The organism is Nonomuraea endophytica (genome assembly GCF_014203235.1).
GTDB classification, from domain to species: Bacteria; Actinomycetota; Actinomycetes; order Streptosporangiales; family Streptosporangiaceae; genus Nonomuraea; species Nonomuraea endophytica.
The window spans coordinates 347,484-369,099 of sequence record NZ_JACHIN010000012.1 but is presented as its reverse complement, the minus strand read 5'-3'; the positions used below and the strand labels follow the sequence as shown (position 1 = coordinate 369,099).

General features: G+C 69.6%; 17 protein-coding genes. 11 read left to right on the top strand and 6 right to left on the bottom strand.

Annotation, left to right across the window (positions count from 1 at the left end):
• Positions 1-22 precede the first annotated feature (22 nt).
• From HNR40_RS38170 to HNR40_RS38160, 3 genes are read left to right on the top strand one after another with little or no spacing between them, the layout of a single operon-like run.
• On the top strand, positions 23-1,828 hold the full coding sequence (locus HNR40_RS38170) for an acyl-CoA dehydrogenase (protein WP_184970258.1): 1,806 nt from the start codon (positions 23-25) through the stop codon (positions 1,826-1,828).
• A 55-nt stretch (positions 1,829-1,883) separates the two neighbouring features.
• Positions 1,884-2,822, top strand: coding sequence for an MBL fold metallo-hydrolase (locus tag HNR40_RS38165; RefSeq protein ID WP_184970256.1), 939 nt, complete (start codon positions 1,884-1,886; stop codon positions 2,820-2,822).
• Between the two features lie 60 nt (positions 2,823-2,882).
• The gene (locus HNR40_RS38160) at positions 2,883-3,107 is read left to right on the top strand and encodes a hypothetical protein (protein WP_184970254.1); all 225 of its coding nucleotides are present in this window, start codon (positions 2,883-2,885) and stop codon (positions 3,105-3,107) included.
• Here the strand turns inward: HNR40_RS38160 and HNR40_RS38155 are convergent.
• From HNR40_RS38155 to pdhA, 5 genes are all read right to left on the bottom strand, one after another.
• A complete protein-coding gene (locus tag HNR40_RS38155; protein ID WP_184970251.1) occupies positions 3,104-3,397 on the bottom strand; it encodes a Dabb family protein in 294 nt (97 codons plus the stop codon). The genes HNR40_RS38160 and HNR40_RS38155 overlap by 4 nt on opposite strands.
• Before the next feature lie 10 nt (positions 3,398-3,407).
• Positions 3,408-6,947, bottom strand: a complete 3,540-nt coding sequence (locus tag HNR40_RS38150; RefSeq protein WP_184970249.1) for a glycosyl hydrolase 2 galactose-binding domain-containing protein — start codon at positions 6,945-6,947, stop codon at positions 3,408-3,410.
• A 133-nt stretch (positions 6,948-7,080) separates the two neighbouring features.
• Positions 7,081-8,562, bottom strand: coding sequence for a dihydrolipoamide acetyltransferase family protein (locus HNR40_RS38145; protein ID WP_184970247.1), 1,482 nt, complete (start codon positions 8,560-8,562; stop codon positions 7,081-7,083).
• A 14-nt stretch (positions 8,563-8,576) separates the two neighbouring features.
• On the bottom strand, positions 8,577-9,557 hold the full coding sequence (locus HNR40_RS38140; protein ID WP_184970246.1) for an alpha-ketoacid dehydrogenase subunit beta: 981 nt from the start codon (positions 9,555-9,557) through the stop codon (positions 8,577-8,579).
• Between the two features lie 64 nt (positions 9,558-9,621).
• Positions 9,622-10,713, bottom strand: a complete 1,092-nt coding sequence (gene pdhA / locus HNR40_RS38135) for a pyruvate dehydrogenase (acetyl-transferring) E1 component subunit alpha (protein WP_184970244.1) — start codon at positions 10,711-10,713, stop codon at positions 9,622-9,624.
• Between the two features lie 379 nt (positions 10,714-11,092).
• On the opposite strand from pdhA, the gene HNR40_RS57970 reads away from it, so the two are divergent.
• From HNR40_RS57970 to purL, 6 genes are all read left to right on the top strand, one after another.
• Complete coding sequence (locus HNR40_RS57970) at positions 11,093-12,454, top strand: hypothetical protein (RefSeq protein WP_376773562.1); 1,362 nt, start codon at positions 11,093-11,095, stop codon at positions 12,452-12,454.
• Positions 12,351-13,754: a hypothetical protein gene (locus tag HNR40_RS38130; protein WP_376773564.1), complete on the top strand. Its 1,404-nt coding sequence runs from the start codon at positions 12,351-12,353 to the stop codon at positions 13,752-13,754. Before HNR40_RS57970 ends, HNR40_RS38130 begins: the two co-directional genes overlap by 104 nt.
• Entirely contained in the window at positions 13,672-13,917 is a 246-nt protein-coding gene (gene purS / locus HNR40_RS38125; protein WP_184970241.1) for a phosphoribosylformylglycinamidine synthase subunit PurS, read from the top strand. Before HNR40_RS38130 ends, purS begins: the two co-directional genes overlap by 83 nt.
• 221 nt (positions 13,918-14,138) lie before the next feature.
• Positions 14,139-14,522, top strand: a complete 384-nt coding sequence (locus HNR40_RS38120; protein ID WP_184970239.1) for an ATP-binding protein — start codon at positions 14,139-14,141, stop codon at positions 14,520-14,522.
• Positions 14,523-14,701: 179 nt separating this feature from the next.
• A complete protein-coding gene (gene purQ / locus HNR40_RS38115) occupies positions 14,702-15,382 on the top strand; it encodes a phosphoribosylformylglycinamidine synthase subunit PurQ (RefSeq protein ID WP_184970237.1) in 681 nt (226 codons plus the stop codon).
• Between the two features lie 86 nt (positions 15,383-15,468).
• Entirely contained in the window at positions 15,469-17,727 is a 2,259-nt protein-coding gene (purL, locus tag HNR40_RS38110; protein WP_184970235.1) for a phosphoribosylformylglycinamidine synthase subunit PurL, read from the top strand.
• Between the two features lie 50 nt (positions 17,728-17,777).
• Here the strand turns inward: purL and HNR40_RS38105 are convergent, their stop codons facing one another.
• On the bottom strand, positions 17,778-18,671 hold the full coding sequence (locus HNR40_RS38105; RefSeq protein ID WP_184970233.1) for a collagen-like domain-containing protein: 894 nt from the start codon (positions 18,669-18,671) through the stop codon (positions 17,778-17,780).
• Positions 18,672-18,897: 226 nt separating this feature from the next.
• On the opposite strand from HNR40_RS38105, the gene HNR40_RS38100 reads away from it, so the two are divergent.
• Together HNR40_RS38100 and HNR40_RS38095 are read left to right on the top strand one after the other, a co-directional pair.
• Complete coding sequence (locus HNR40_RS38100) at positions 18,898-20,907, top strand: adenylate/guanylate cyclase domain-containing protein (RefSeq protein ID WP_221341321.1); 2,010 nt, start codon at positions 18,898-18,900, stop codon at positions 20,905-20,907.
• A gap of 33 nt (positions 20,908-20,940) precedes the next feature.
• Positions 20,941-21,603: a Crp/Fnr family transcriptional regulator gene (locus HNR40_RS38095; RefSeq protein WP_184970232.1), complete on the top strand. Its 663-nt coding sequence runs from the start codon at positions 20,941-20,943 to the stop codon at positions 21,601-21,603.
• The last annotated feature ends 13 nt before the right edge of the window (positions 21,604-21,616 follow it).

The following is a 21,616-nucleotide window of genomic DNA, read 5'->3' as shown; positions in this document are numbered from 1 at the left end:
CGGTTCAAGGAGATCAGCAGCCATGGGCCACTACAAGAGCAACGTGCGCGACCTGGAGTTCAACCTCTTCGAGGTGTTCGGCCGCCGTGACATCCTCGGCACCGGGCCCTATGCGGAGGTCGACGAGGACGTCGCCCGGAGCATTCTCGACGAGGTCAACCGACTGTCCACGACCGTCCTTGCCGATTCGTTCGAGGAGGGCGACCGCACCCCGCCGGTTTTCGACCCCGCCACGAGCACCGTGACCGTCTCCGACGGCGTCAAGAAGTCCTACAAGGCGCTCGTGGACGGCGGATGGGCGCACCTCGACCTGCCCGTCGACCTGGGCGGCCCCGGCATCCCGCGGACCCTCGCGTGGGCCACGGCCGAGATGGTCCTGGGCGCCAACCCGGCGTTGTACATGTACGCCGCCGGCCCCAATTTCGCCTACACCCTGTGGAAGACCGGCACCACCGACCAGAAGCGCTTCGCCGAACTGGCCATCGAGCGCAACTGGGGCGCCACCATGGTGCTCACCGAGCCCGACGCCGGCTCCGACGTCGGTGCGGGGCGTGCGCGCGCCATCCAGCAGCCCGACGGCACCTGGCACATCGAGGGCGTCAAGCGCTTCATCACCAGCGCCGAGCACGACATGTCGGAGAACATCTTCCACCTCGTGCTGGCCCGCCCCGAGGGCCACGGCCCCGGCACCAAGGGCCTGTCGATGTTCCTGGTGCCCAAGTACCACGTGAACCTGGAGACCGGCGAGCTCGGCGAGCGCAACGGCGCGTACGTCACCAACGTCGAGAAGAAGATGGGGCTCAAGGTCTCCACCACCTGCGAGCTCACCTTCGGCGACAAGCACCCGGCCATCGGCACCCTGGTCGGCGACGTGCACGAGGGCATCAAGCAGATGTTCATGGTCATCGAGCACGCCCGCATGATGGTCGGCACCAAGGCCATCGCCACCCTGTCCACCGGCTACCTGAACGCGCTGGAGTACGCCAAGTCCAGGGTCCAGGGCGCCGACCTGACCAAGATGACCGACAAGGCCGCCCCCCGCGTCACCATCACCCACCACCCCGACGTACGCCGCGAGCTCATGCTGCAGAAGGCCTACGCCGAGGGCATGCGGGCGCTGGTCATGTTCACCGCGACCTTCCAGGACGCCATCCAGATCAACCCGGACGACCAGGCCGCGCACGACATGAACGACCTGCTCCTCCCCATCGTCAAGGGCGTCGGCTCCGAGCGCTCCTACGAGCTGCTCTCCCGCTCGCTGCAGACCCTGGGCGGCTCCGGCTACCTGCAGGACTACCCGATCGAGCAGTACATCAGGGACGCCAAGATCGACTCCCTCTACGAGGGCACCACCGCGATCCAGGGTCTCGACCTGTTCTTCCGCAAGATCCTGCGCAACCAGGGCGCCGCGGTCGGCTCCCTGCTGGCCGACATCAACGCCTTCGCCGCCTCCGACGCCGGCAACGGCCGCCTGAAGGAGGAGCGCAAGCTCCTCGCCGAGGCCGCCGCCGAGGTCAAGGCCATGGGCGACACGATGGCCGGCTGGGCGCTCGGCTCGCTGGAGGCTCCGGGCGAGCTCTACAAGGTCGGCCTGAACTCCACCAGGTTCCTGCTGGCCCTCGGCGACCTCATCATCGGCTGGCTGCTGCTGCGCCAGTCGGAGGTGGCCCTGACCCGCCTGGCCGAGGGCGAGGACGCCTTCTACCAGGGCAAGGTCGCCGCCGCCTCCTTCTTCTCCGGCACCGTCCTGCCGAGGATCGCCACCGAGCGGCGCATCCTCGACGCGACCGGGCTGGAGCTGATGGAGCTTCCCGAAGAAGCCTTCTGACCCAGAGGTCCGCCAAGACCGTCCGCCACCTCGGCGGGCGGTCTATTTTCGCCCTATGAGCTCATCGCGGCACGATCACCCCCTGCCTTCGGCCCGTGCGCAAGAGGTCTCGGACGGCATCCACGCCTACGTGCAGCCCGACGGGAGCTGGTGGATCAACAACACCGGCTTCCTCGTCGGCCGGCGCGGCGTGGTCAGCATCGACGCCTGCGCCACGGAACGGCGGACCAGGGCGCTGCGCGAGGCGGTCGCGCGGGTGACCGACCGGCCGATCACCACGCTGGTCAACACCCACTACCACGGCGACCACACGTTCGGTAACTACCTGTTCCCGGAGGCCACGATCGTCGGGCACGAGCTGGCCAGGCGGATGATCCTGGCCGAGGGCATCCCCGACTACCGGGCGGCCTGGTCGGCCGAGGTGGAGTGGGGCGATCTTGAGGCGGTGCCGCCGTTCCTCACCTTCACCGACCAGATCACGCTTTACGTGGATGAGCTGAGGTGTGAGGTCAGGCATCCGGGTACGGCGGCGCACACGACCAACGACGTCTACGTGTGGATCCCGGAGCGCCGGGTGCTGTTCTCCGGCGACCTGGTGTTCAACGGCGGCACGCCGTTCATGCTGACGGGCTCGGTGGCCGGGACGGTCGAGGTGCTCGACCACGTCAGGGAGCTCGGCGCGGAGACGATCGTCCCGGGGCACGGCGAGCCGTGCGGGCCCGAGGTGATCGACCGGGGCCAGGACTACGCCCGGTTCGTGCTGGCCACGGCCGAGCAGGGACGCGCGGCCGGGCTGACGCCGCTGGAGGCGGCCAGGGAGACCGATCTGGGGCCGTGGGCCGAGCTGCTGGATCCCGAGCGCATCGTGGGCAACCTCCACCGCGCCTACGCCGAACTGGACGGCCTGCCCAGAGGCGGACAGATCGACGTCGTGGCCGCCGTCATGGACATGATCGCCTACAACGGCGGCCAGCCACTTACCTGCCTCGCGTGACGATCACTCATACTCGGGTATGACCGAGTGCGTACGCGCTCATTCCCTCCGGAGGTCGCCATGGGTGTCGGGGTCAGCATCTTCTTCCTCACGCTTGGCGCGATCCTGAGATTCGCCATCGATCCCAACGTGTTCGGCAGCGCTGTCCGCATGGACGTCATCGGCCTGATCTTCATGATCGTCGGCGGCGTGGGGGTGGTGCTGAGCATCGTGCTCGCGCCCAAGCGGGGCCGTACCTCTGATGACCGGCTGATGCACCGGGAGAACAATCCCCCGGAGGTCTAGAGCTCGACCTGGAGCGCGGCGCGGGCGGCGAGGATCGGCTTGATGTGCTCGGCGATGACGGCCTGGTGCACGGGGTGGTCCCGGTAGACCTCGTAGTCGGCGACCGAGTCGAACTCGGCCACGACCGCGAAGTCGGAGTTGCCCGCGGCCAGGCCGAGATCGGTGCCGAGGTCGTAGCGGCGCAGCTGCGGGATCACCGCGGGCAGCGCCGCCAGTCCATCGGCCACGGCGGCCTTCTGGTCGTCGGTGGCCTCTTCTGACCAGGTCAGCAGCACGATGTGACGGATCATGCCGGTCAGCCTAGGGGCCGATCGACAACCGGTCGACGTTGGGTCCTCCGTTCGCGGTGGTGGCGGTGGCCCTGATCTTGTTGACGCCCGCCTGGAGCTGGACCGGCACGGTCTTCGTCTGCCACGTCGTCCAGGCGCCGGTGCCGGCGAAGTCGACCGTGGCGCCATTGACGTTGAGCGGGCGGTTGACGGTCGTGCCGTTGGCGTAGCGGATCACCGCGTCCACGGTGCCGGCGGCGGCCGCGGTGACGGTCCACTCGACGTAGGAGCCGGTGACGTTGTCGTAGTTGACGAAGCCGGTGCCGGTGAATCCGGCGTGGTTGGACTCGACCACGCCCTGCGAGATCACCGCGTCCTCCGCCTGGTGGTCGGCGCCCGGCTGCTGCGGGACCACGATGAGGCGGTCGAGGTTCGGGCCGCCGTTGGCCGTGGTCGAGGTGGCCCTGATCTTGTTGACGCCCGCCTGGAGCTGGACCGGCACCGTCTTCGTCTGCCAGGCGCTCCAGGCGCCGGTGCCGGGGAAGTCGGCCGTGGCGCCGTTGACGTTGAGCGGGCGGTTGACCGCGGTGCCGTTGGCGTAGCGGATCTCCAGGTTCGCCGGGCCGGCGGCGGCGGCGTTCACGGTCCACTCCACGTACGAGCCCACCACGTTGTCGAGGTTGACGAAGCCCGTGCCGGTGAAGCCGGCGTGGTTGGACTCCACCGCGCCCTGCGAGATCACCGCGTCCTCCGCCTGATAGTCGGCCGGGCCGCTGCCGGTGGTGGCCTGGACCTCGTTGGAGGCGTCGGAGACGAGCCCCGCCGCGTCGCGGGCGCGGACGGTGAAGGTGTACGGCGTGCCCGGCTGCAGACCGGAGACCGTGGCTGTGGTGCCGGTCACCGAGGGGCCGCCCTGGACGTCGTAGCCGACGACGCCGACGTTGTCGGTCGCCGGGTCCCAGGCCAGGGAGACCGACGACGAGGTCGTGCCGGTGACGCGCAGGTTCGTCGGCGGGGTGGGCCGTTCGACGTCCGGCGGGCCGGTCGGGACCGTGACCGTGGCGGTGTTCCAGCCCGAGACCCTGGCGTTCGCGCCGGTGCCGCTGGCGGTCAGCGTCTTCGACTCCCCCGGCCACAGGCTGATCGCGTTGTCGGACCAGGTGACGGGCAGGACCGGCGTGCCCGCGGCGTCGACCATCCTGACGTCCAGGTAGAGGGCCGGGGCGGTGCCGGTGTTGGTGATCGTGACCGTGTTCGTGGTCGCGGTGACGCTCAGGGAGGTCCTGGGCATCGAGTTGAGGCCGGTCAGGTTGGCGTAGCTGGAGGTCGGCACGTAATACCAGGTGTTGCCCGACCAGTCGATGACGTCGTCGGAGGTGGACAGCCAGTAGACGTTGCGGTCGATCTCCTCGCCGGCGCGCAGGAGCGTCAGCCGTACCAGGTAGGTGGAGCTGAGGCCGGAGATGGACGGGATCGTGACCGCGCTCGCCTTGCCGCCGTCGGCGGGGACGTTGACGGTGGCGGTGTTGGAGTACTTCGCGGTGCCGTCGAGGTTGAAGACGTCGGTCTTGACCTGGAGGTTCTGGGCGGCGTTCGGTGTGGAGTTCACCACGACGACCGAGTCGTTGTCGTAGGAGTACTGGACGTGCAGCGGCTTGTTGGCCTCGCGCGCGCCCCAGTAGGAGCCGCCCTGGTCGAGGTAGTAGTCGAACAGCTGCCAGTGCAGCGAGGACCAGCCGCTGTTGAGCATCCAGTAGATGACGCCGGTGGAGGGGTTCGTGGAGTCGGTGAAGTTGCGGCCGTAGGCCTCGAACTGGGCTCGCACCGCCTCGTACTGGGCCAGTTGCGCCTTCTTCACGTAGTCCTCGCGGCCGGAGGGCACGCCGTACCTGCCTCTGAGGGCGTTGTGGTAGATCGACAGGTTGTTGAAGGTGCTGGAGGGCGAGCGGTGGTACTGCGTGGCGCCCGGGTTCTGCCAGAGCGAGTCGATCTGGGCCGGGGTCATCATGCGCTTGAGCGAGTCGAGCGTGGGCACGTCGGGCCCGGCGCCGGTCTCGGAGTTGAAGCCGAACGCGCCGCCTTCGCGCTTGTTGTACCAGTAGTTGGGCGGCACCCAGTCGTACGGCCCCGGCATCTTCATGCCCGAGTTGCCCAGTTGCGGGCTGGACTTGTCACTGGCCACCGGGACGATCGGGAGCTGCCACTCGGCCTGGGTCAGCGCGTCGAGGTAGCCGGTCTCCTTCTGCGCGGGCGGCGGGTTGTCCGAGCCGATGAGGAAGGAGATCACGCTCGGGTGGTTGCGCAGGCGTACGGCCTCGGCCAGCATCGACGCCTTGGCGATCGGGTAGTCGCCGCTGGAGAAGGAGCCCTCCCACTTGTTGCAGCACTCCCAGCCGGGCAGGGTCAGGATGCCGTGTTTGTCGGCCAGGTCGTAGAGCTCGTCGCCTTCCAGGTGCCCCTCGATCCTGATCGTGTTGAGTCCGAGGTCCTTGACGTAGCGGAGCTTGTCCTCGAGGTAGCCGATCTTGGGCCGCAGGAAGATGTCGGGTGACCAGCCGCCGCCCCTGATGAGGAGGTTCCGGCCGTTGATCTTGTAGTAGCGGCGGCCGGAGGCGTTCTTGGCCGACTCGACCTTGCGGACGCCGAAGCGCTCGCTGACGGTGTCGCTGGTGACGCCGCCGACGGTCGCGGTGAGGCCGAGGTCGTAGAGGGGCTGGGCGCCCATCGCGTACGGCCACCAGACCTGCGGATTGCCGATCGTCTGGTTGAACGTGATCCGCCTGGTCTCGCCCGCGGCCAGGGAGACGTCCTGGCTGAACGTGAGCGCGCCGATCGTGCCGCGGACCGTGGTGGTCACCGGGCTGGTGGTGTGGTTGCGCACGTCGGCCTTGATCGTCAGGTCGGCGCGGTCCAGGGCGGGCACGGCGAGGTTCGTGATCACGTGCGGGTTGTTGAGCGAGACCGCGGCGGTCCGCTTGATCAGCACGTCGCGGAAGATGCCCATGTTGTCGTCACGCGGCAACTGCACCCAGTCGATCCAGCCGATCGTCAGATGGCTGTTCGGGTTGTTGGGGTTGATCCGGAAGGCGATGGAGTTGACGCCCGCGCGTGCCTGGGCGGTGATGTCGCGCTCGTGCCGCGTGTACGCGCCGGCCGCGCCGCTGACCACCTGGGTCCCGTTGACCCAGACGTCGGCCCCGGAGATCACCCCGCTGAAGTCGAGCATGGTGCGCATGCCGCTCTCGGCGCCGAGCGTGAAGTCGGCCCGGTACCACCAGGCCACGTCGAAGTCGGCGGCGGGGATGGACTGCATGTTCGTGGAGAAGAACGGGTCGGGGTAGACGCCGTTCTCCAGGAGGCCGGCGAGGACGGTGGAGCGCGGGCCGACCGGGTACCAGCCGGTGGCGGCGTACCCCGGAGTGGAGATGGCGGCGCCGGAATCACTCACCTTGGCCGAGGACTGGATCTTGTAACCGGGCAGAGCGGTCACCGACGGAGCCTCGGCATGGGCGGGTAGTGAGATTCCGAAAGCGGCCATGAGCAGCGACAACGCGACGAGTAATCGAGCCATGGGGCACCCCGCTGGGATGAGTCCGTTTGTTAATAAACCTTCTTAACAACCAAATCGGATCTCGTAAATCCCCTTGAAGCCACAAAACACAACAGGCCGCCACCCTTCGCGGGCGGCGGCCTGTCGGGTGGCGTCAGCTCCAGGCGAGCATCCGCAGCGGATCCTCCAGCATCGCGCCCACGTCACGCAGGAACAGCGAGCCCAGCTCGCCGTCGACGATCCGGTGGTCGAACGACAGCGCCAGCGTCGTCACCTTGCGCACCGCCAGCTCGCCGTCCACCACCCACGGCATGTCCCGCACCTGGCCGAACGCCAGGATCGCGGCCTCGCCCGGGTTGATGATCGGGGTGCCGGTGTCGACGCCGAACACGCCCACGTTGGTGATCGTGAACGTGCCGCCGGACATCTCCGCCGGCTGCGTCCGGCCCGCCCTGGCCGTCTCGGTGAGCTTGCCGAGCGCCTCGGCCAGCTCGGGCAGCGACAGCGTGTGGGCCGACTTGACGTTCGGCACCACCAGGCCGCGCGGCGTGGCCGCGGCGATCCCCAGGTTCACGTAGTGCTTGACCACGATCTCCTGGGCCTGCTCGTCCCAGGCCGAGTTGATCATCGGGTAGCGGCGGGCGGCCACCAGCACCGCCTTGGCCACCAGCAGCAGCGGCGAGACCTTGACCTCGGCGAAGTCCGGCACCGCGCGCAGGCGCTGGACGGCCTCCATGGTCGCGCTCACGTCGAGCTGCAGGAACTCGGTGACGTGCGGGGCGGTGAACGCGCTGGTCACCATGGCCTGCGCGGTCATCTTGCGCACGCCCTTGATCGCAATGCGCTCTTCCTGTACGGCCGGCCGAGCCGTCACCTCCTGGGTGGCGCCTTCGGCGGCGGCGTGGATGTCCTCCCTGGTGATCGAGCCCTGGGGGCCGGTGCCGCTGAGGGTGGTCAGGTCGACGCCCAGATCCTTGGCCAGCTTCCGTACCGGCGGCTTGGCCAGGACGACCACACGGCCGGCCTCCGATGCGGACGTGCTCGCCGGGGTGGGGCCGGTGACCTCCGTGCGGGCCGGGTTGGCCACAGGCGCGGCGGGGGCCACAGGCGCCGCGGACGCCCCGGATGCCCCGGATGCCGTGGACGCCCCCGACGCCGCGGGAGCGGCGGCTCCCGCGGTTCCCGTGGCTGCCGGGCTTGATGGCGCGGCCGGGGCGGGTTGCTTGCGTGGGCGGCGCTGGGCGGCGCCGGTCTTGACGCCGTAACCCACCAGGACCGCCTGGCGCTCCTCCTTGGGCGCCGGGCTCCCGTGAACGCCCGGCTCCACGGCGGCCTCAGCCGGGGGGCTGGGCACCATGTCGTCGGCCAGCGCCTCGGAACGCTCGGCCGCCTGCCCGGCGGCCGTGTCGATGGCGATGATGGGCAGGCCGACGTCGACGGTCTGGCCCTCCTCGGCCATCAGGTCGGCGACCACCCCGTCCCACGGAATGGGCAGCTCGACGATGGACTTGGCGGTCTCGATCTCGACCACGATCTGGTCGACCTTGACCGCGTCACCCGCCTTCACCTTCCACCGGACGATCTCCGCCTCGGTCAGTCCCTCGCCGACGTCGGGGAGCTTGAACTCGCGTCGCATACGGGATCCCCCTCTCAGTAGGCGTAGGCGCGGTCGACGGCGTCGAGCACCCTGTCCAGGTCGGGCAGGTAGTGCTCTTCGAGCTTCGACGGCGGGTAGGGGGTGGAGAACCCGCCGACCCGCAGCACCGGCGCCTCCAGGTGGTAGAAGCACTGCTCGGTGATGCGGGCGGCGAGCTCGGCGCCGAAGCCGCTGTAGACGGGCGCCTCGTGCACGATGACGACCCGGCCGGTCCTGCGTACCGAGTCCATGAGGCGCGGGGTGTCCAGCGGGTTGAGTGAGCGCAGGTCGATGACCTCCAGGGAGCGGCCTTCCTCGGCGGCGGCGGCCGCCACCTCCAGGCAGGTCTTGACCATGGGGCCGTAGGCGACGAGCGTGAGGTCGGTGCCCTGCCGTACCACAGAGGCCTGATCGAAGGGGGTCCACCAGTCGGTGGTGCCGGTGTCGACCTCGGCCTTCTCCCAGTAGCGGCGCTTGGGCTCGAAGAAGATGACCGGGTCGTCGCTGCTGATGGCCTGCTGGATCATCGAGTAGGCGTCGAGCGGGTTGGAGCAGGCGACGACGCGCAGCCCGGCGGTGTGGGTGAAGTACGACTCGGGCGACTCGCTGTGGTGCTCGACCGCGCCGATGCCGCCGCCGCACGGGATGCGGACCACGATGGGCAGCTTGATCGCCCCGAGCGAGCGCATGGGCATCTTGGCCAGCTGGGTGATGATCTGGTCGGCGGCCGGGAAGACGAAGCCGTCGAACTGGATCTCGCACACCGGGCGGAAGCCGCGCAGCGCCAGGCCGATGGCGGTGCCGATGATGCCGGACTCGGCGAGCGGGGTGTCGATGACCCGGTCGTCGCCGAAGTCCTTCTGCAGGCCGTCGGTGACGCGGAAGACGCCGCCGAGCTTGCCGACGTCCTCGCCCATGATGAGGACCTTGGGGTCGTCCTCCATGGCCTTGCGCATGCCCTCGTTGAGCGCCTTCGACAGGCTCAGCACGGTCATGAGTCCTCCTTCGTCGGACTCATGACCAAGCTGCTGTGTCTAATGATGACCTCGCTCCGCTCGCTCATGCCTCGAACCCTTCCAGGTAGGCGGCGAACTGGGCGCGCTCCTCGTCGATCAGGGCGTGCGGCTCGCGGTAGACGTGGTCGAAGATGTCGAGCGGCTGGGGGTCGGGCATCTCCAGGCAGCGCCGGCGCACGTCAGCGCCGAGCTGCTCGGCCTCGGCGTCGATGGCGTCGAAGAACTCCTGGTCGGCCATCTCCTGCTTGAACAGGTACGCCTTGACCCGCTCGATGGGGTCCTTGAGCTTCCAGGCTTCGAGCTCGGAGGCGACCCGGTAGCGGGTGGGGTCGTCGGTGGTGGTGTGGGCGCCCATGCGGTAGGTGAAGGCCTCGATCAGCGTGGGGCCCTGACCGCTGCGGGCGTCGGCCAGCGCCTTGCGGGTGACCGCGAGGCAGGCGAAGACGTCGTTGCCGTCGACCCGGAGTCCGGGGAAGCCGAACCCGGAGGCGCGCCGGTAGAGCGGGATGCGGGACTGCTTCTCGATCGGCTCGGAGATGGCCCACTGGTTGTTCTGGCAGAAGAAGACGACCGGGGCGTTGAAGACGCTGGCCCAGACGAACGACTCGTTGACGTCGCCCTGGGAGGAGGCGCCGTCGCCGAAGTAGACGATCGCGGCGCCCTCGCCGCCGTCGCGCTGGATGCCCATGGCGTAGCCGACCGCGTGGAGCGTCTGGCTGCCGATCACGATCGTGTAGAGGTGGAAGTTGTGCTCGACGGGGTCCCAGCCGCCGTGGTTGACGCCCCGGAACAGACCCAGGAGCTTGACCGGGTCGACGTCGCGGCACCAGGCCACGCCGTGCTCGCGGTAGGTCGGGAACGCCATGTCGGAATCGGTGAGCGCCCGGCCTGAACCGATCTGTGCGGCTTCCTGGCCGAGCAGCGATGCCCAGATGCCCAGTTCGCCCTGGCGTTGCAGCGCCACCGCTCCGAGGTCGATGCGGCGGACGAGCACGAGATCGCGGTAGAGCGACCTGACCTCTTCCGGTGTCAGGTCGATGTCGTAGTCGGGGTGCTCGACTCGCTCGCCCTCGGGGGTGAGCAACTGGACGAGCTCTGGGGGTGCTTCAGCACCACGAGAGGCGTCGACGGTCACGAGCCCTCCTTCGTCGGGCTCATGACCAGGGTGCTGTGTCTAATGATGACCTCGACAAGCTCGCTCATGGCCGCTCCTGTGCAGTAGGGGCCGGGGTGGGTGGGGTTGCCACCGGCGGCCGGCCTTCTGGGCGTCCAAACCACTTGGTGGTGATTCGTCCACATATGGGGACATGGTGGCAGAACTCACAGCCCTTCGCGCAAGCCCCATGTCGTCCAAGTTCCCCACGTAACGGGCGTGAACCCTTTGGACAACAGGCGGCAAGAAGAGGTAAACGACCGCCAAAGGAGCCGACGTGATATCGACATCACGTGTCTTTGTGCTGCCCGGAAACCACTGGTTTCTGGTCGCGGCACTGGTCCCGGCCGTGGTGTTGCGCGTGCTGACCATGGCCGGGCATCCCCCGGCCCTGCTGTTCTTCGCCGACTCCTTCACCTACCTCCGCGAGCCTGTCCCTGGAACGTTCCGACCTGCGGGTTACTCCATCTTCCTGCACCTGCTCCGCCCGGCGCACAGCCTGGCGCTGGTGACCGCCGTGCAGCACGTGATCGGGCTCGTCCTGGCGGTTTCGGTCTATGCATTACTACGCCGCCGCGGCCTGCCCGGGTGGGGCGCCACGCTGGTCGTCACGCCGCTGCTGTTCGATGAGTTCCTCATCCTCATGGAGCACATGGTGATGGCCGACGCGCTGTTCGCCGCGCTGCTGACGGGCGGCGTGCTCACCCTGCTCAGCAGCAGGTACGGCACCGCCGGCCTGCTGCTCGGAGCCGCCGCGCTCACCAGGACGGTCGGCCTGCCGGTGCTCGTGCTCGGCCTGGCCTACCTGGCGGCGCGCCGGGCAGGGTGGCGACCGGTGCTGCGACTGGCGGCGGCCGGGATGGCGCCGCTGCTGGCGTACTCCGCCTGGGCGTTCGCCGAGACCGGCTCCCCGGCCCTGGCCAGGGCGGACGGGATGTTCCTGTGGGCACGGACGATGAGCTTCGCCGACTGCCGGATCATCCGGCCATCCGACACCCGGCTCTGCACCGATCAGCCCGCCGGGAAGCGGGCGGCGCCGCCGTTCTGGCTATGGGGTGGGACGCTCGACCGGATCCCGGTCAAGGAACGCAACGCGGTGGCCGGGCGGTTCGCCCGCGAGGCGATCGCCGCCCAGCCGGGGTCGTACCTGGTGGCCGTGGGCAGGGACCTCGGCGAGTTGCTGCGCTGGGAGCGCACCTCGTCGCGGGTGGTGCCCGGCAAGCGCAACCCGTACCAGTTTCCGCGCGAGGAGCGGCCGGTGAAGGATCCCGCGCCCGCGAACTACGAGCGGGGCCCTGCCGACACCCGCCTCGTCGAGCCGTACGCCGGGTGGATGCGCGCCTACCAGCGCTTCGGCTACCTGCCGTATCCGCTGCTCACGCTGGCCCTTCTCGGCTCACTGGCGACCGCGTTGATCAGGCGGCGGCCCGAGGCGCTGCTGCCGGGGCTGGCGGCCGTGGCGGTGGTGGCCGTCCCGCCGTTCGTGAGCGGATACGACATCAGATACGTGCTCGCGGCCATCCCGCTGACCTGTCTGGCGATCGGGATGGTGACATTTCCTATTAACCTGGAACGCGGTCTCCCGAGGAAGCGAAGTTCCCGTGTCAGCACACCGCGCCCTGATCGTCACCCTGATACCCGCGATCGCGCTGCGCCTGCTGGCCGTCCTCGGCTATCCCCCGTCGCTGCTGTTCTTCGGCGACTCCTTCGCGTTCCTGGGTGAGAAGCTCGCCCCCGGCACCACCCGCCCGTCCGGCTACTCCCTGCTGCTGGCGCTGCTGCGCCCCGCGCACAGCCTCACGCTGATCACCGTCGCGCAGCACCTGCTCGGCCTGGCCCTCGCGGTCGGCGTCTACCTGCTGCTACGCCGCCGCGGCCTGCCCGGCTGGGGCGCCACGCTGCTGGTCACGCCCATCCTCTTCGACGAGTTCATGGTCTTGCTCGAGCACATGATCATGGCCGACCTCGTCTTCATCGTGCTGGTCTGCGCCGCGATCACGCTCATCGTCTGGCGGGTGACCCCGGCCACCGCCGCCGTGGGCGGGCTACTGCTCGGGCTCGCGGGGATCACCCGCACGGTCGGCCTGCCCCTGCTCATCCTCACCGCCGCCTACCTGCTCATTCGCCGGTATACGAAGTTGAGGAGCCGGCGACGATACGGCTGGCGCCCGCTGCTGGCCCTCGTGGTGGCCGGGGCCATACCACTCGGCGCGTACGCCACCTGGACCAAGGTCGAGAAGGGCAAGTTCGCGCTGACCGAGGCGGACGGCAACTTCCTGTGGTCCAGGACCATGAGCTTCGCCGACTGCGCGGTGATCAGGCCGCCGGAGCGCCTGGCCGTGCTCTGCCCCGACATGCCGGTCGAGCAGCGGCCCTACCCGCCGTACTGGCTGTGGGAGAGCTTCTCGCCCCTGCTCAAGGTGCCCGGCGCCGCCAACCGCAACCAGCTCGCCGGCGAGTTCGCCAGGAAGGCGATCCTCGCCCAGCCCGGCCCCTACCTCGGCGCGGTGGCCGTCGACCTCGCCAAGCTGCTGCGCTGGGAGCGCACCGCCGCGGAGGAGAAGACGCCCTACAAGTTCCCCGCCGCCGAGCGCCCGCTGAACGGCTCGGTCAAGGAGATCGCCGAGTCCTACGAGGACGGCCCCGCCGCCACCCGCGTCGTCGAGCCGTTCGCGGGATGGCTGCGCGCCTACCAGCGCTTCGGCTACCTGCCCTTCCCCGTGCTGATGCTGGGCCTGGCCGGCGCGCTGACCGCCGCGGTGGTCCGTCGGCGCTGGGACGCGCTGCTGCCGGGGGTGGCGGCGCTCGCACTGGTCGTCTCCCCGCCCTTCCTGGCCGCCTATGACGTGCGTTACGTCATCCCGGCGATTCCGCTGGTCTGCCTGGCACTAGGCTTGACCCTCGGCACCCGACCACCATCGCCATCGCAGGAGGACCCAAGTGGCGCGCGTCATCGTCGACGTCATGCTGAAGCCGGAGATTCTCGACCCGCAGGGGCAGGCCATCGCCCGAGCCCTGCCTAGGCTGGGCTTCGCCGGGGTCTCCGCGGTCCGTCAGGGCAAGCGCTTCGAGATCGAACTGGACGGCCCCGCCGACGAGTCGGCACTTGCGGACGTCCGAAAGATGGCCGAGACGCTCCTGGCCAACACCGTCATCGAGGACTACGTCGTGAGGGTTGAGGGGTAGAAGCGTACGTTTGGCACCAGAATTGCCCCTGGCGGCTTAAAGCCGGGTTTTGCTGTGCCACAATCCCACGGGCTTACCAATACTAAATAACAACAACGTGATTTTGCGGTTAGCCCTGATTTCTCGGGGAAACCTACTCCAGGTGACGTTCTGGCGCCGGGAGGGGTCCGGTGGATATTGAGTTCTCGTTGGCACTGCCTCGGGATGCGATCGGCATACCGATGGTCAGGCGAGTGCTCGGCGATGCTATGCGCTCACTCAGCGTAAGCGAAAGCTGCATCGCCGACATGTTGCTCGCCGTGTCCGAGGCATGTTCCAACGCGGTACGGCACGGGGGTCCCGCCAACCGCTACGAGGTCACGGCCGCCATCGGCTACGGCCGGTGCGACGTCCGCGTCGCCGACAACGGCGGCGGACTGCCCTCGATGCCCCTGCACTTCCCGCCTCCCGAGACCGAGAACGGCCGCGGCCTGCTGATCATGCGCTCCGTCGTGGACGAGATCTCCTTCGGCGTCACGCCCGGCCAGGGCACCACGGTCCACCTGCGCAAGCAGCTGGCGTGGGACGAGGCCGACACCCGGCCGCGCGAGCTCGCCGCCGTCTGACAATCCCCCCATTCCGTACGGCAGGCCGCCGCCTCGCCGTACCGGCGGCATGTCCGCATCCGGAGGCCCTCACAGAGGCACGCCCGCGCACCCGATAGATTGTGGGCACCGCCGCAGACCGCCATCCGCCAGCAAGAGATGGTGGCGCGCGCGTGCGCATCCTCGGAGGGACGAAAGTCATGAGCGCTGCCCGAGTGGGCATTGTCACGTTTCCCGGCACACTCGACGACCAGGACGCGGCGAGAGCCGTGCGGCTGGCCGGTGCCGAGGCCGTTCCGCTGTGGCACGCCGACCACGATCTCAACGGAGTCGACGCGGTCTTCCTGCCCGGCGGCTTCTCCTACGGCGACTACCTGCGGTGCGGGGCCATCTCCCGGTTCGCGCCGCTGATGGACGAGCTGATCCCGGCGGCCCTGGCGGGCCTGCCCGTGCTCGGCACCTGCAACGGGTTCCAGATCCTGTGCGAGGCGCACCTGCTGCCCGGGGCGCTGACCCGCAACGCCTCGCTGCACTACATCTGCCGCGACCAGCGGCTGCGCGTGGAGTCCGACAGGACCGCCTGGACCCACGACTTCGCGGCCGGCCAGGAGATCGTGCTACCGGTCAAGCACGGCGAGGGGCGCTACGTCGCCTCCGACGAGACGCTGGCCGAGCTTGAGGCGGACGGCCGGGTGGTCTTCCGCTACCTCGGCAACCCCAACGGCTCGCTCAACGACATCGCGGGCATCACCAACGAGGCCGGCAACGTCGTCGGCCTCATGCCGCACCCCGAGCACGCGGTCGAGGACCTGGTCGGCGCCCCGTCGACCGACGGCCGCGCCTTCTTCACCTCGATCCTGCGGAAGCTGGTGAACTCATGATCGGGAGTGAACCCGACGCGGTGAGCGGAGTGGAGGGCCGGGGAACGAGGCACTCCGCGGAGCGAATGAGGAGCGGTGAACGACCCATGAGCGCAGACTCCGTGAAGCGGGCCGGGGTGACGCCTGACGAGGCGATGCCGTTCGCCGAGCTGGGGATGAAGCGGGACGAGTACGAGAAGGTCAAGGAGATCCTGGGGCGCCGGCCCACCGGGTCCGAGCTGGCCATCTACTCCGTCATGTGGTCGGAGCACTGCTCGTACAAGTCGTCCAAGGTGCATCTGCGGCAGTTCGCCACCAAGGCCCCGAAGTCCGAGGCGCTGCTCGTCGGCATGGGCGAGAACGCCGGTGTCGTCGACATCGGCGACGGCTGGGCCGCCACGTTCAAGATCGAGTCGCACAACCACCCGTCCTACGTCGAGCCGCACCAGGGCGCGGCCACCGGCGTCGGCGGGATCGTGCGCGACATCATGTCGATGGGCGCGCGCCCCATCGCCGTCATGGACGCGCTGCGCTTCGGCGGCGCCCACCAGCCGGACACCAAGCGGGTGCTGCCCGGCGTCGTCGAGGGCATCTCCTCCTACGGCAACTGCCTGGGCCTGCCCAACATCGGCGGCGAGGTCGTCTTCGACCCCTGCTACATCGGCAACCCGCTGGTCAACGCCCTCTGCGTCGGCCTGCTGCGCAAGGACCAGATCAAGCTGGCCACCGCGCCGGGCCCCGGCAACAAGGTCGTGCTGTTCGGCGCCTCCACCGGTCCCGACGGCATCGGCGGCGCCTCGGTGCTGGCCTCGGCCACCTTCGAGGACGAGTCGCAGGCCAAGCGGCCCGCCGTGCAGGTCGGCGACCCGTTCATGGAGAAGCTGCTCATCGAGTGCTGCCTGGAGCTCTACGCGGCCGACGTGGTCGTCGGCATCCAGGACCTCGGCGCGGCGGGCGTCTCCTGCGCCACCACCGAACTCGCCGCCAAGGGCACCGGCGGCATGCACGTCGACCTCAACCTGGTCCCGCTCCGCGATCCCTCGCTCCGGCCCGAGGAGATCCTGATGAGCGAGTCCCAGGAGCGGATGATGGCGGTCGTCACGCCGTCGGACATCCCGGCCTTCATGGCCATCTGCGAGAAGTGGGACGTGCCCGCCGTCGTCATCGGCGAGGTGACCGACACCGGCCGCCTGGTCATGACCTGGGACGGCGAGGTCATCGTGGACATCCCGCCGGGCACCGCGGCCGACGACGGACCGGTGTACGAGCGGCCCTACCACGAGCCGGTCGGCCAGCCCGCGCTCAACGCCGACACCCCCGACCGCCTGGAGCGCCCCGACAACCTGCGGGCCGCGCTCCTGCAGCTCCTCGGCTCGCCGAACCTGGCCTCCAAGGAGTGGGTGACCTCCCAGTACGACCGCTACGTGCGCTCCAACACCGTGCTGGCCCAGCCGGCCGACGCGGGCATGCTGCGTATCTCCGAGGTGATGGCGGGCGCCGAGCCCACCACCCGCGGCATCGCGCTGGCCACCGACGGCAACGGCCGCTACGCCAAGCTCGACCCGTACGCGGGGGCGCAGCTGGCGCTGGCCGAGGCCTACCGCAACGTGGCCGTCACCGGCGCCAAGCCGCTGGCCGTCACCAACTGCCTCAACTTCGGCTCGCCCGAGGACCCCGAGGTGATGTGGCAGTTCGCCGAGGCGGTACGCGGCCTGGCCGACGCCTGCAAGATCCTCGGCGTGCCGGTGACCGGAGGCAACGTCTCCTTCTACAACCAGACCGGCAGCACCGCCATCCACCCGACGCCGGTCGTGGGCGTGCTCGGCGTCATCGACGACGTGGCCAAGCGGGTGCCGTCCGGGTTCACCTCCGAAGGGCTGCGGGTCGCGCTGCTGGGTGAGACGAAGGCCGAGTTCGGCGGCTCGGAGTGGGCGCACGTGGCGCACGGCCACCTGGGCGGGCTGCCGCCCGAGGCCGACCTCGTCGCCGAGGCCGCGCTGGCCGCTGTGCTGGTCGAGGCGGGGCGGCGCGGGCTGCTGCAGGGGTCGCACGACCTGTCTGATGGTGGCCTGGGCATCGCGCTGGCCGAGGCGTGTCTGGCGGCCGGGGTCGGCGCCACGGTGTCGGCTTCGCTGACCGGGGACGCGTTCACCGACCTGTTCAGCGAGTCGTCGGCGCGGGCGCTGGTGGCTGTCAGGCCGGAGGCGTTCGACGAGTTCGCGGCGCTGTGCGCGCGGCACGAGGTGCCCTGCTACGGGCTCGGCGTGACCGGTGGGACTTCACTGGTCGTCGAGGGCGTGTTCGAGGTGCCGCTCGCGGAACTGCGCGAGACGCACGAGGGGACGCTGCCTGAGCTCCTGGGCTAGATAGCTGGGTCTGAGGGGCCGGTGGCTGTTCACCGGCCCCTCAGCGCGTGTCAGACCTTCTTCAGGCAGACCACGTAGACGGTGCCCTTGTTGCCGCCGCCGCTCTTGTCGTAGTCGTTGTCCAGCTTCTCGACCGCCACCGACCAGCCGGAGCCGGAGGGCATGCTGCTGGTCACGGTGTAACGCGAGGAGACGCCGGAGAAGCCGCCGCCGGTGACCGCGTCGTTGCCGTTGCACGAGACGCTGCCGGTGCCGTAGTTGCCGATGGAAGCGGACTTCGTATAGGTCGTGTAGGTGCCGCCACCGCCGGTGCCGGGGTCACCCTTGGGACCCTGGGGACCCACCGGACCGCGCTCGCCGTCCTTACCGTCCTTGCCGTTCTGCCCAGGCTTGCCCGGCAGGCCGTCCTTACCGTCGGCGCCCTTGGGACCGGTCGCGCCGTCCTTGCCGTTCAGGCCGTCCTTGCCGTTCAGGCCGTCCTTGCCGTCAGCGCCCTTGGGACCGGTCGCACCGTCCTTGCCGTCGGCGCCCTTGGGGCCCGTCGCACCGTCCTTGCCATCGGCACCCGGCTTGCCCGGGAGGCCGTCCTTGCCGTCGAGGCCCTTCGGGCCCTGCGGGCCGGTCGCGCCCTTCGGTCCGGTGGGGCCCGTGGGGCCGGTGGCGCCGGTCTGGCCGGCCGGGCCCGCGGGGCCGCGTTCACCCTGGGGGCCCTGGACGCCGGAGGTGCTGTGCCCGCCGCCGCCTCCGATGAGCACCCGGATCTCGGTCTTCCTGCAGGGCGTGGTCGGGTTGACGATGCGGGCGTACCGCGTCTTCTTGTGCACGCACGCGTGCACCTCGGCCGCCGAGGAGGTGGAAGCGGTGGCGACGCCACCGACGGTAAGCAGTGAGGCGGCCAGCGCGCCTGCGGCGGCGAGCGGGAGCACGCGAGTCTTGAGGGCCACGGTTGTCCTTCCAGGGGAATCTGATGCTCATGGTGAGCATGAGGTTCACGCTTCAACCGTTCCAATGGATGACAAGAATCACATAACGTGTTCATAACTTACATAGAGTGACGAACTAGGCTTACCAACTCTGACTGACGGACTGCGTAAAACGACGCACCGCTCGGTGCCGGTCTTAGGGATAATCAGGACTGTTCGGGGCCCACGTCACTGCGGAGGCCGCACGTTGCCTACCGACCGTCCCTACCTCCCGCCAGCAACCCAGCCGGTCAGAGCCGTCGTCTGGGCGATCCATCTAGCGCTGCCCCTGCTCGGGCTGTGGCTTCTCCTCGCGCAGGAGCAGCTGAACGTCATGTGGCAGCACAATCCCAGCCACTTCTGGATGATCCTCGCGGTCGCCGGACTCAACGTGACCCTCGGCCTGATGGTCAGCGAGGCCTCGCGCCGGAGGCAGGACGCGCGGTTGTTCCTCGTGTCGATGGTGTTCCTGACCAGCGCCGGGTTCTTCTTCCTGCACGGCCTGGCCACGCCGCAGGTGATCCTGCCGGTCGGCTCGCTCGGGTTCGACATCGGGCAGCAGGTCGGGCTCACGGTCGCCGCCGGGTTCGCGTTCGCCTCCGCGCTGCCGCTGGGTGAGCAGGCGGCGGCGCGCGTACTCGAAGCGCAGCACGTCATCCGCGGCGCGCTGATCGGCTTCATGATCCTGTGGGGGCTGGCCTCGCTGCTGCCCGGCCTCACCCCGCTCAGCGACCCGCCGCTCAGGGAGCACGCCGACTGGCTGGTCTGGGCCTCCATCCCCGGTGTCCTGCTCTACGGCGCCGCCACCGTCATGATGTTCCTGATCCACCGCAGGCGCCCGGCGGCCATGCTGATCAGCCTGATCACCGCCTACGCGCTCCTCGGCGAGGCGATGCTGGCCGGGATGTCGCAGCTCAACTGGCACCTGACCTGGTGGCTCTGGCACATCCTGCTGACGCTGGCCTTCGTCTTCGTCGGCTACAGCTCCTACCTGAAGTTCCGCCGCGAGGGTTCCAGCGCGGGCCTGTTCGACGCCGTCGCCCTGTCGGCGACGGTGGCGCGCATCAAGGCCGACTACGACCGCGCCCTGGAGGAGGTCGTCGAGCACGTACGGCGCGGCGAACCCCTGGCCGCCACCCGCCTGTCCGGCAAGTTCGACCTGACCGAGAGCCAAGCGGCCGTCCTGGACCGGGCCGGAGAAGCCCTGGCCAACGAGCGGCGGCTGTCGGAGCGCCTGGCCGCCCTCGTGGACGTCAGCGCCCAGACCCGGGTCGGCCTGCCGGAGACGGAGTTGCTGGCCACCGCGCTGGAACGGGTCCGCCAGGCGTACGGGGACGTCAGGATCGGCCTGGTCTCCGACGGGCAGGTGGACATCGGCTCCCGCGAGTACGTCTTCGAGGGCCACGCACCGGTGCACCGGGACCAGCTCGTCGCCTACCCGCTGACCGTGAAGGGGCATCTGGCCGGGGCGCTGGAGGTGCCGCTGGGCCGTACCGCGCAGGATGAGGCGCTCGCGGCCACACTGGCGGGACAGCTGTCGATCTCGCTGGAGAACGCCCGCCTCTACCACGAGCTCAACACGTTGTTCCGGCAGTACATGTCGCCCGACGTGGCCAACGCGCTGCTCGCCGATCCGGACCAGGCGGCGCTCGGCGGGCAGCTGAAGCAGCTCACCGCGCTGTTCGCCGACCTCAAGGGGTTCACGACGTTCTCCGAGCGGGTCACGCCCGGCGAGATCGTGGAGATGCTCAACCGCTACCACACCGCCGCGGTGCCGTGCATTCTCGACAACGGCGGCACGATCGTGCAGTTCGTCGGGGACGCGCTGCTGGCGTTGTTCAACGCGCCGGCCACCCAGCGCGACCACGCGGCGGCGGCCTGCCGGGCGGCGCTGGCGATGCAGGAGGCGGCGGAGGTGATCGCCGCCGAGAGCAGGGGCGCCGACGTGGAGTGGCCGACGTTCCGGGTCGGGGTCAACACCGGTCCCGCGCTCGTGGGCAACATCGGCAGCCCGGAGCTGCGCGGCTTCAACGCGATGGGCGACTGCGTGAACGTGGCGGCGCGGCTGCAGGGTGTCGCGGAGCCCGGCACGGTGGTCATCGGCGCGACCACGCTGGCCCAGCTGGGTGCCGGAGTGACGACCCGGCCGCTCGGAAAGCTGGAGCTCAAGGGCAAGGATGAGCGGGTGGAGGCGCACGTTCTGCTGACAATGCCATAGAAGGGGCGGCGGCCGTACAGTCATAATCGCGGCATGAACCCAGAGCCTGGCGAGTTCACCTCCTTGCTCACCCCCGAAGAGATCGCCGCGCTGCGCGCGGCGGGCCGGCCGCGCAGGTGGGAGCGCGGCACGACCGTCATGACAGAAGGCGACACCTCCGACTGGGTGCTGGTGCTGACCGAGGGCCGGGTCAAGTGCTCATCGCACACCAGCAGCGGCACCGAGGTCGTGCTGGCCATCCGCGGGCCGGGCGCGCTGATCGGCGAGATGTCGTCGATCGACGGCTGGCCGCGCTCGGCCACGGTGGCGGCGCTGGAGCCGATCGAGGGCATCGTGGTGCAGGACTTCCCCGCCTACCTGCGCGAGCACGGGCGGGTGGCGGTGCTGCTCATGCAGCTGGTCACCGAGAAGCTGCGCGACGCCGACCGCAAGCGCATCGAGTACGGCGCGTTCGACACGACCGGGCGGGTGGCGACCCGGCTGATCGAGCTGGCCGAGCGCTACGGCGAGAAGACCAGCACCGGGGTACGCGTGGCGCTGCCCCTGTCCCAGGACGAGCTGGCCGGCTGGACCGGCGCCTCGCGGGAGGCGGTCAGCAAGGCGCTGCGTTCGCTGCGCGACCGCGGGCTGATCGAGACCGGGCGGCGGCGGGTGATCATTCACGACCTGGAGGGGCTGCGCAAGCGGGCCAGGTGAAAGCGGACGTACG

Bases quoted from the DNA above. Each gene is read 5' to 3' on its own strand.
- HNR40_RS38170 (WP_184970258.1), top strand. From the start codon at position 23: ATGGGCCACTACAAGAGCAACGTGCGCGACCTGGAGTTCAACCTCTTC.
- HNR40_RS38165 (WP_184970256.1), top strand. From the start codon at position 1,884: ATGAGCTCATCGCGGCACGATCACCCCCTGCCTTCGGCCCGTGCGCAA.
- HNR40_RS38160 (WP_184970254.1), top strand. From the start codon at position 2,883: ATGGGTGTCGGGGTCAGCATCTTCTTCCTCACGCTTGGCGCGATCCTG.
- HNR40_RS38155 (WP_184970251.1), bottom strand. From the start codon at position 3,397: ATGATCCGTCACATCGTGCTGCTGACCTGGTCAGAAGAGGCCACCGAC.
- HNR40_RS38150 (WP_184970249.1), bottom strand. From the start codon at position 6,947: ATGGCTCGATTACTCGTCGCGTTGTCGCTGCTCATGGCCGCTTTCGGA.
- HNR40_RS38145 (WP_184970247.1), bottom strand. From the start codon at position 8,562: ATGCGACGCGAGTTCAAGCTCCCCGACGTCGGCGAGGGACTGACCGAG.
- HNR40_RS38140 (WP_184970246.1), bottom strand. From the start codon at position 9,557: ATGACCGTGCTGAGCCTGTCGAAGGCGCTCAACGAGGGCATGCGCAAG.
- HNR40_RS38120 (WP_184970239.1), top strand. From the start codon at position 14,139: ATGGTCAGGCGAGTGCTCGGCGATGCTATGCGCTCACTCAGCGTAAGC.
- purQ (WP_184970237.1), top strand. From the start codon at position 14,702: ATGAGCGCTGCCCGAGTGGGCATTGTCACGTTTCCCGGCACACTCGAC.
- purL (WP_184970235.1), top strand. From the start codon at position 15,469: ATGAGCGCAGACTCCGTGAAGCGGGCCGGGGTGACGCCTGACGAGGCG.
- HNR40_RS38095 (WP_184970232.1), top strand. From the start codon at position 20,941: ATGAACCCAGAGCCTGGCGAGTTCACCTCCTTGCTCACCCCCGAAGAG.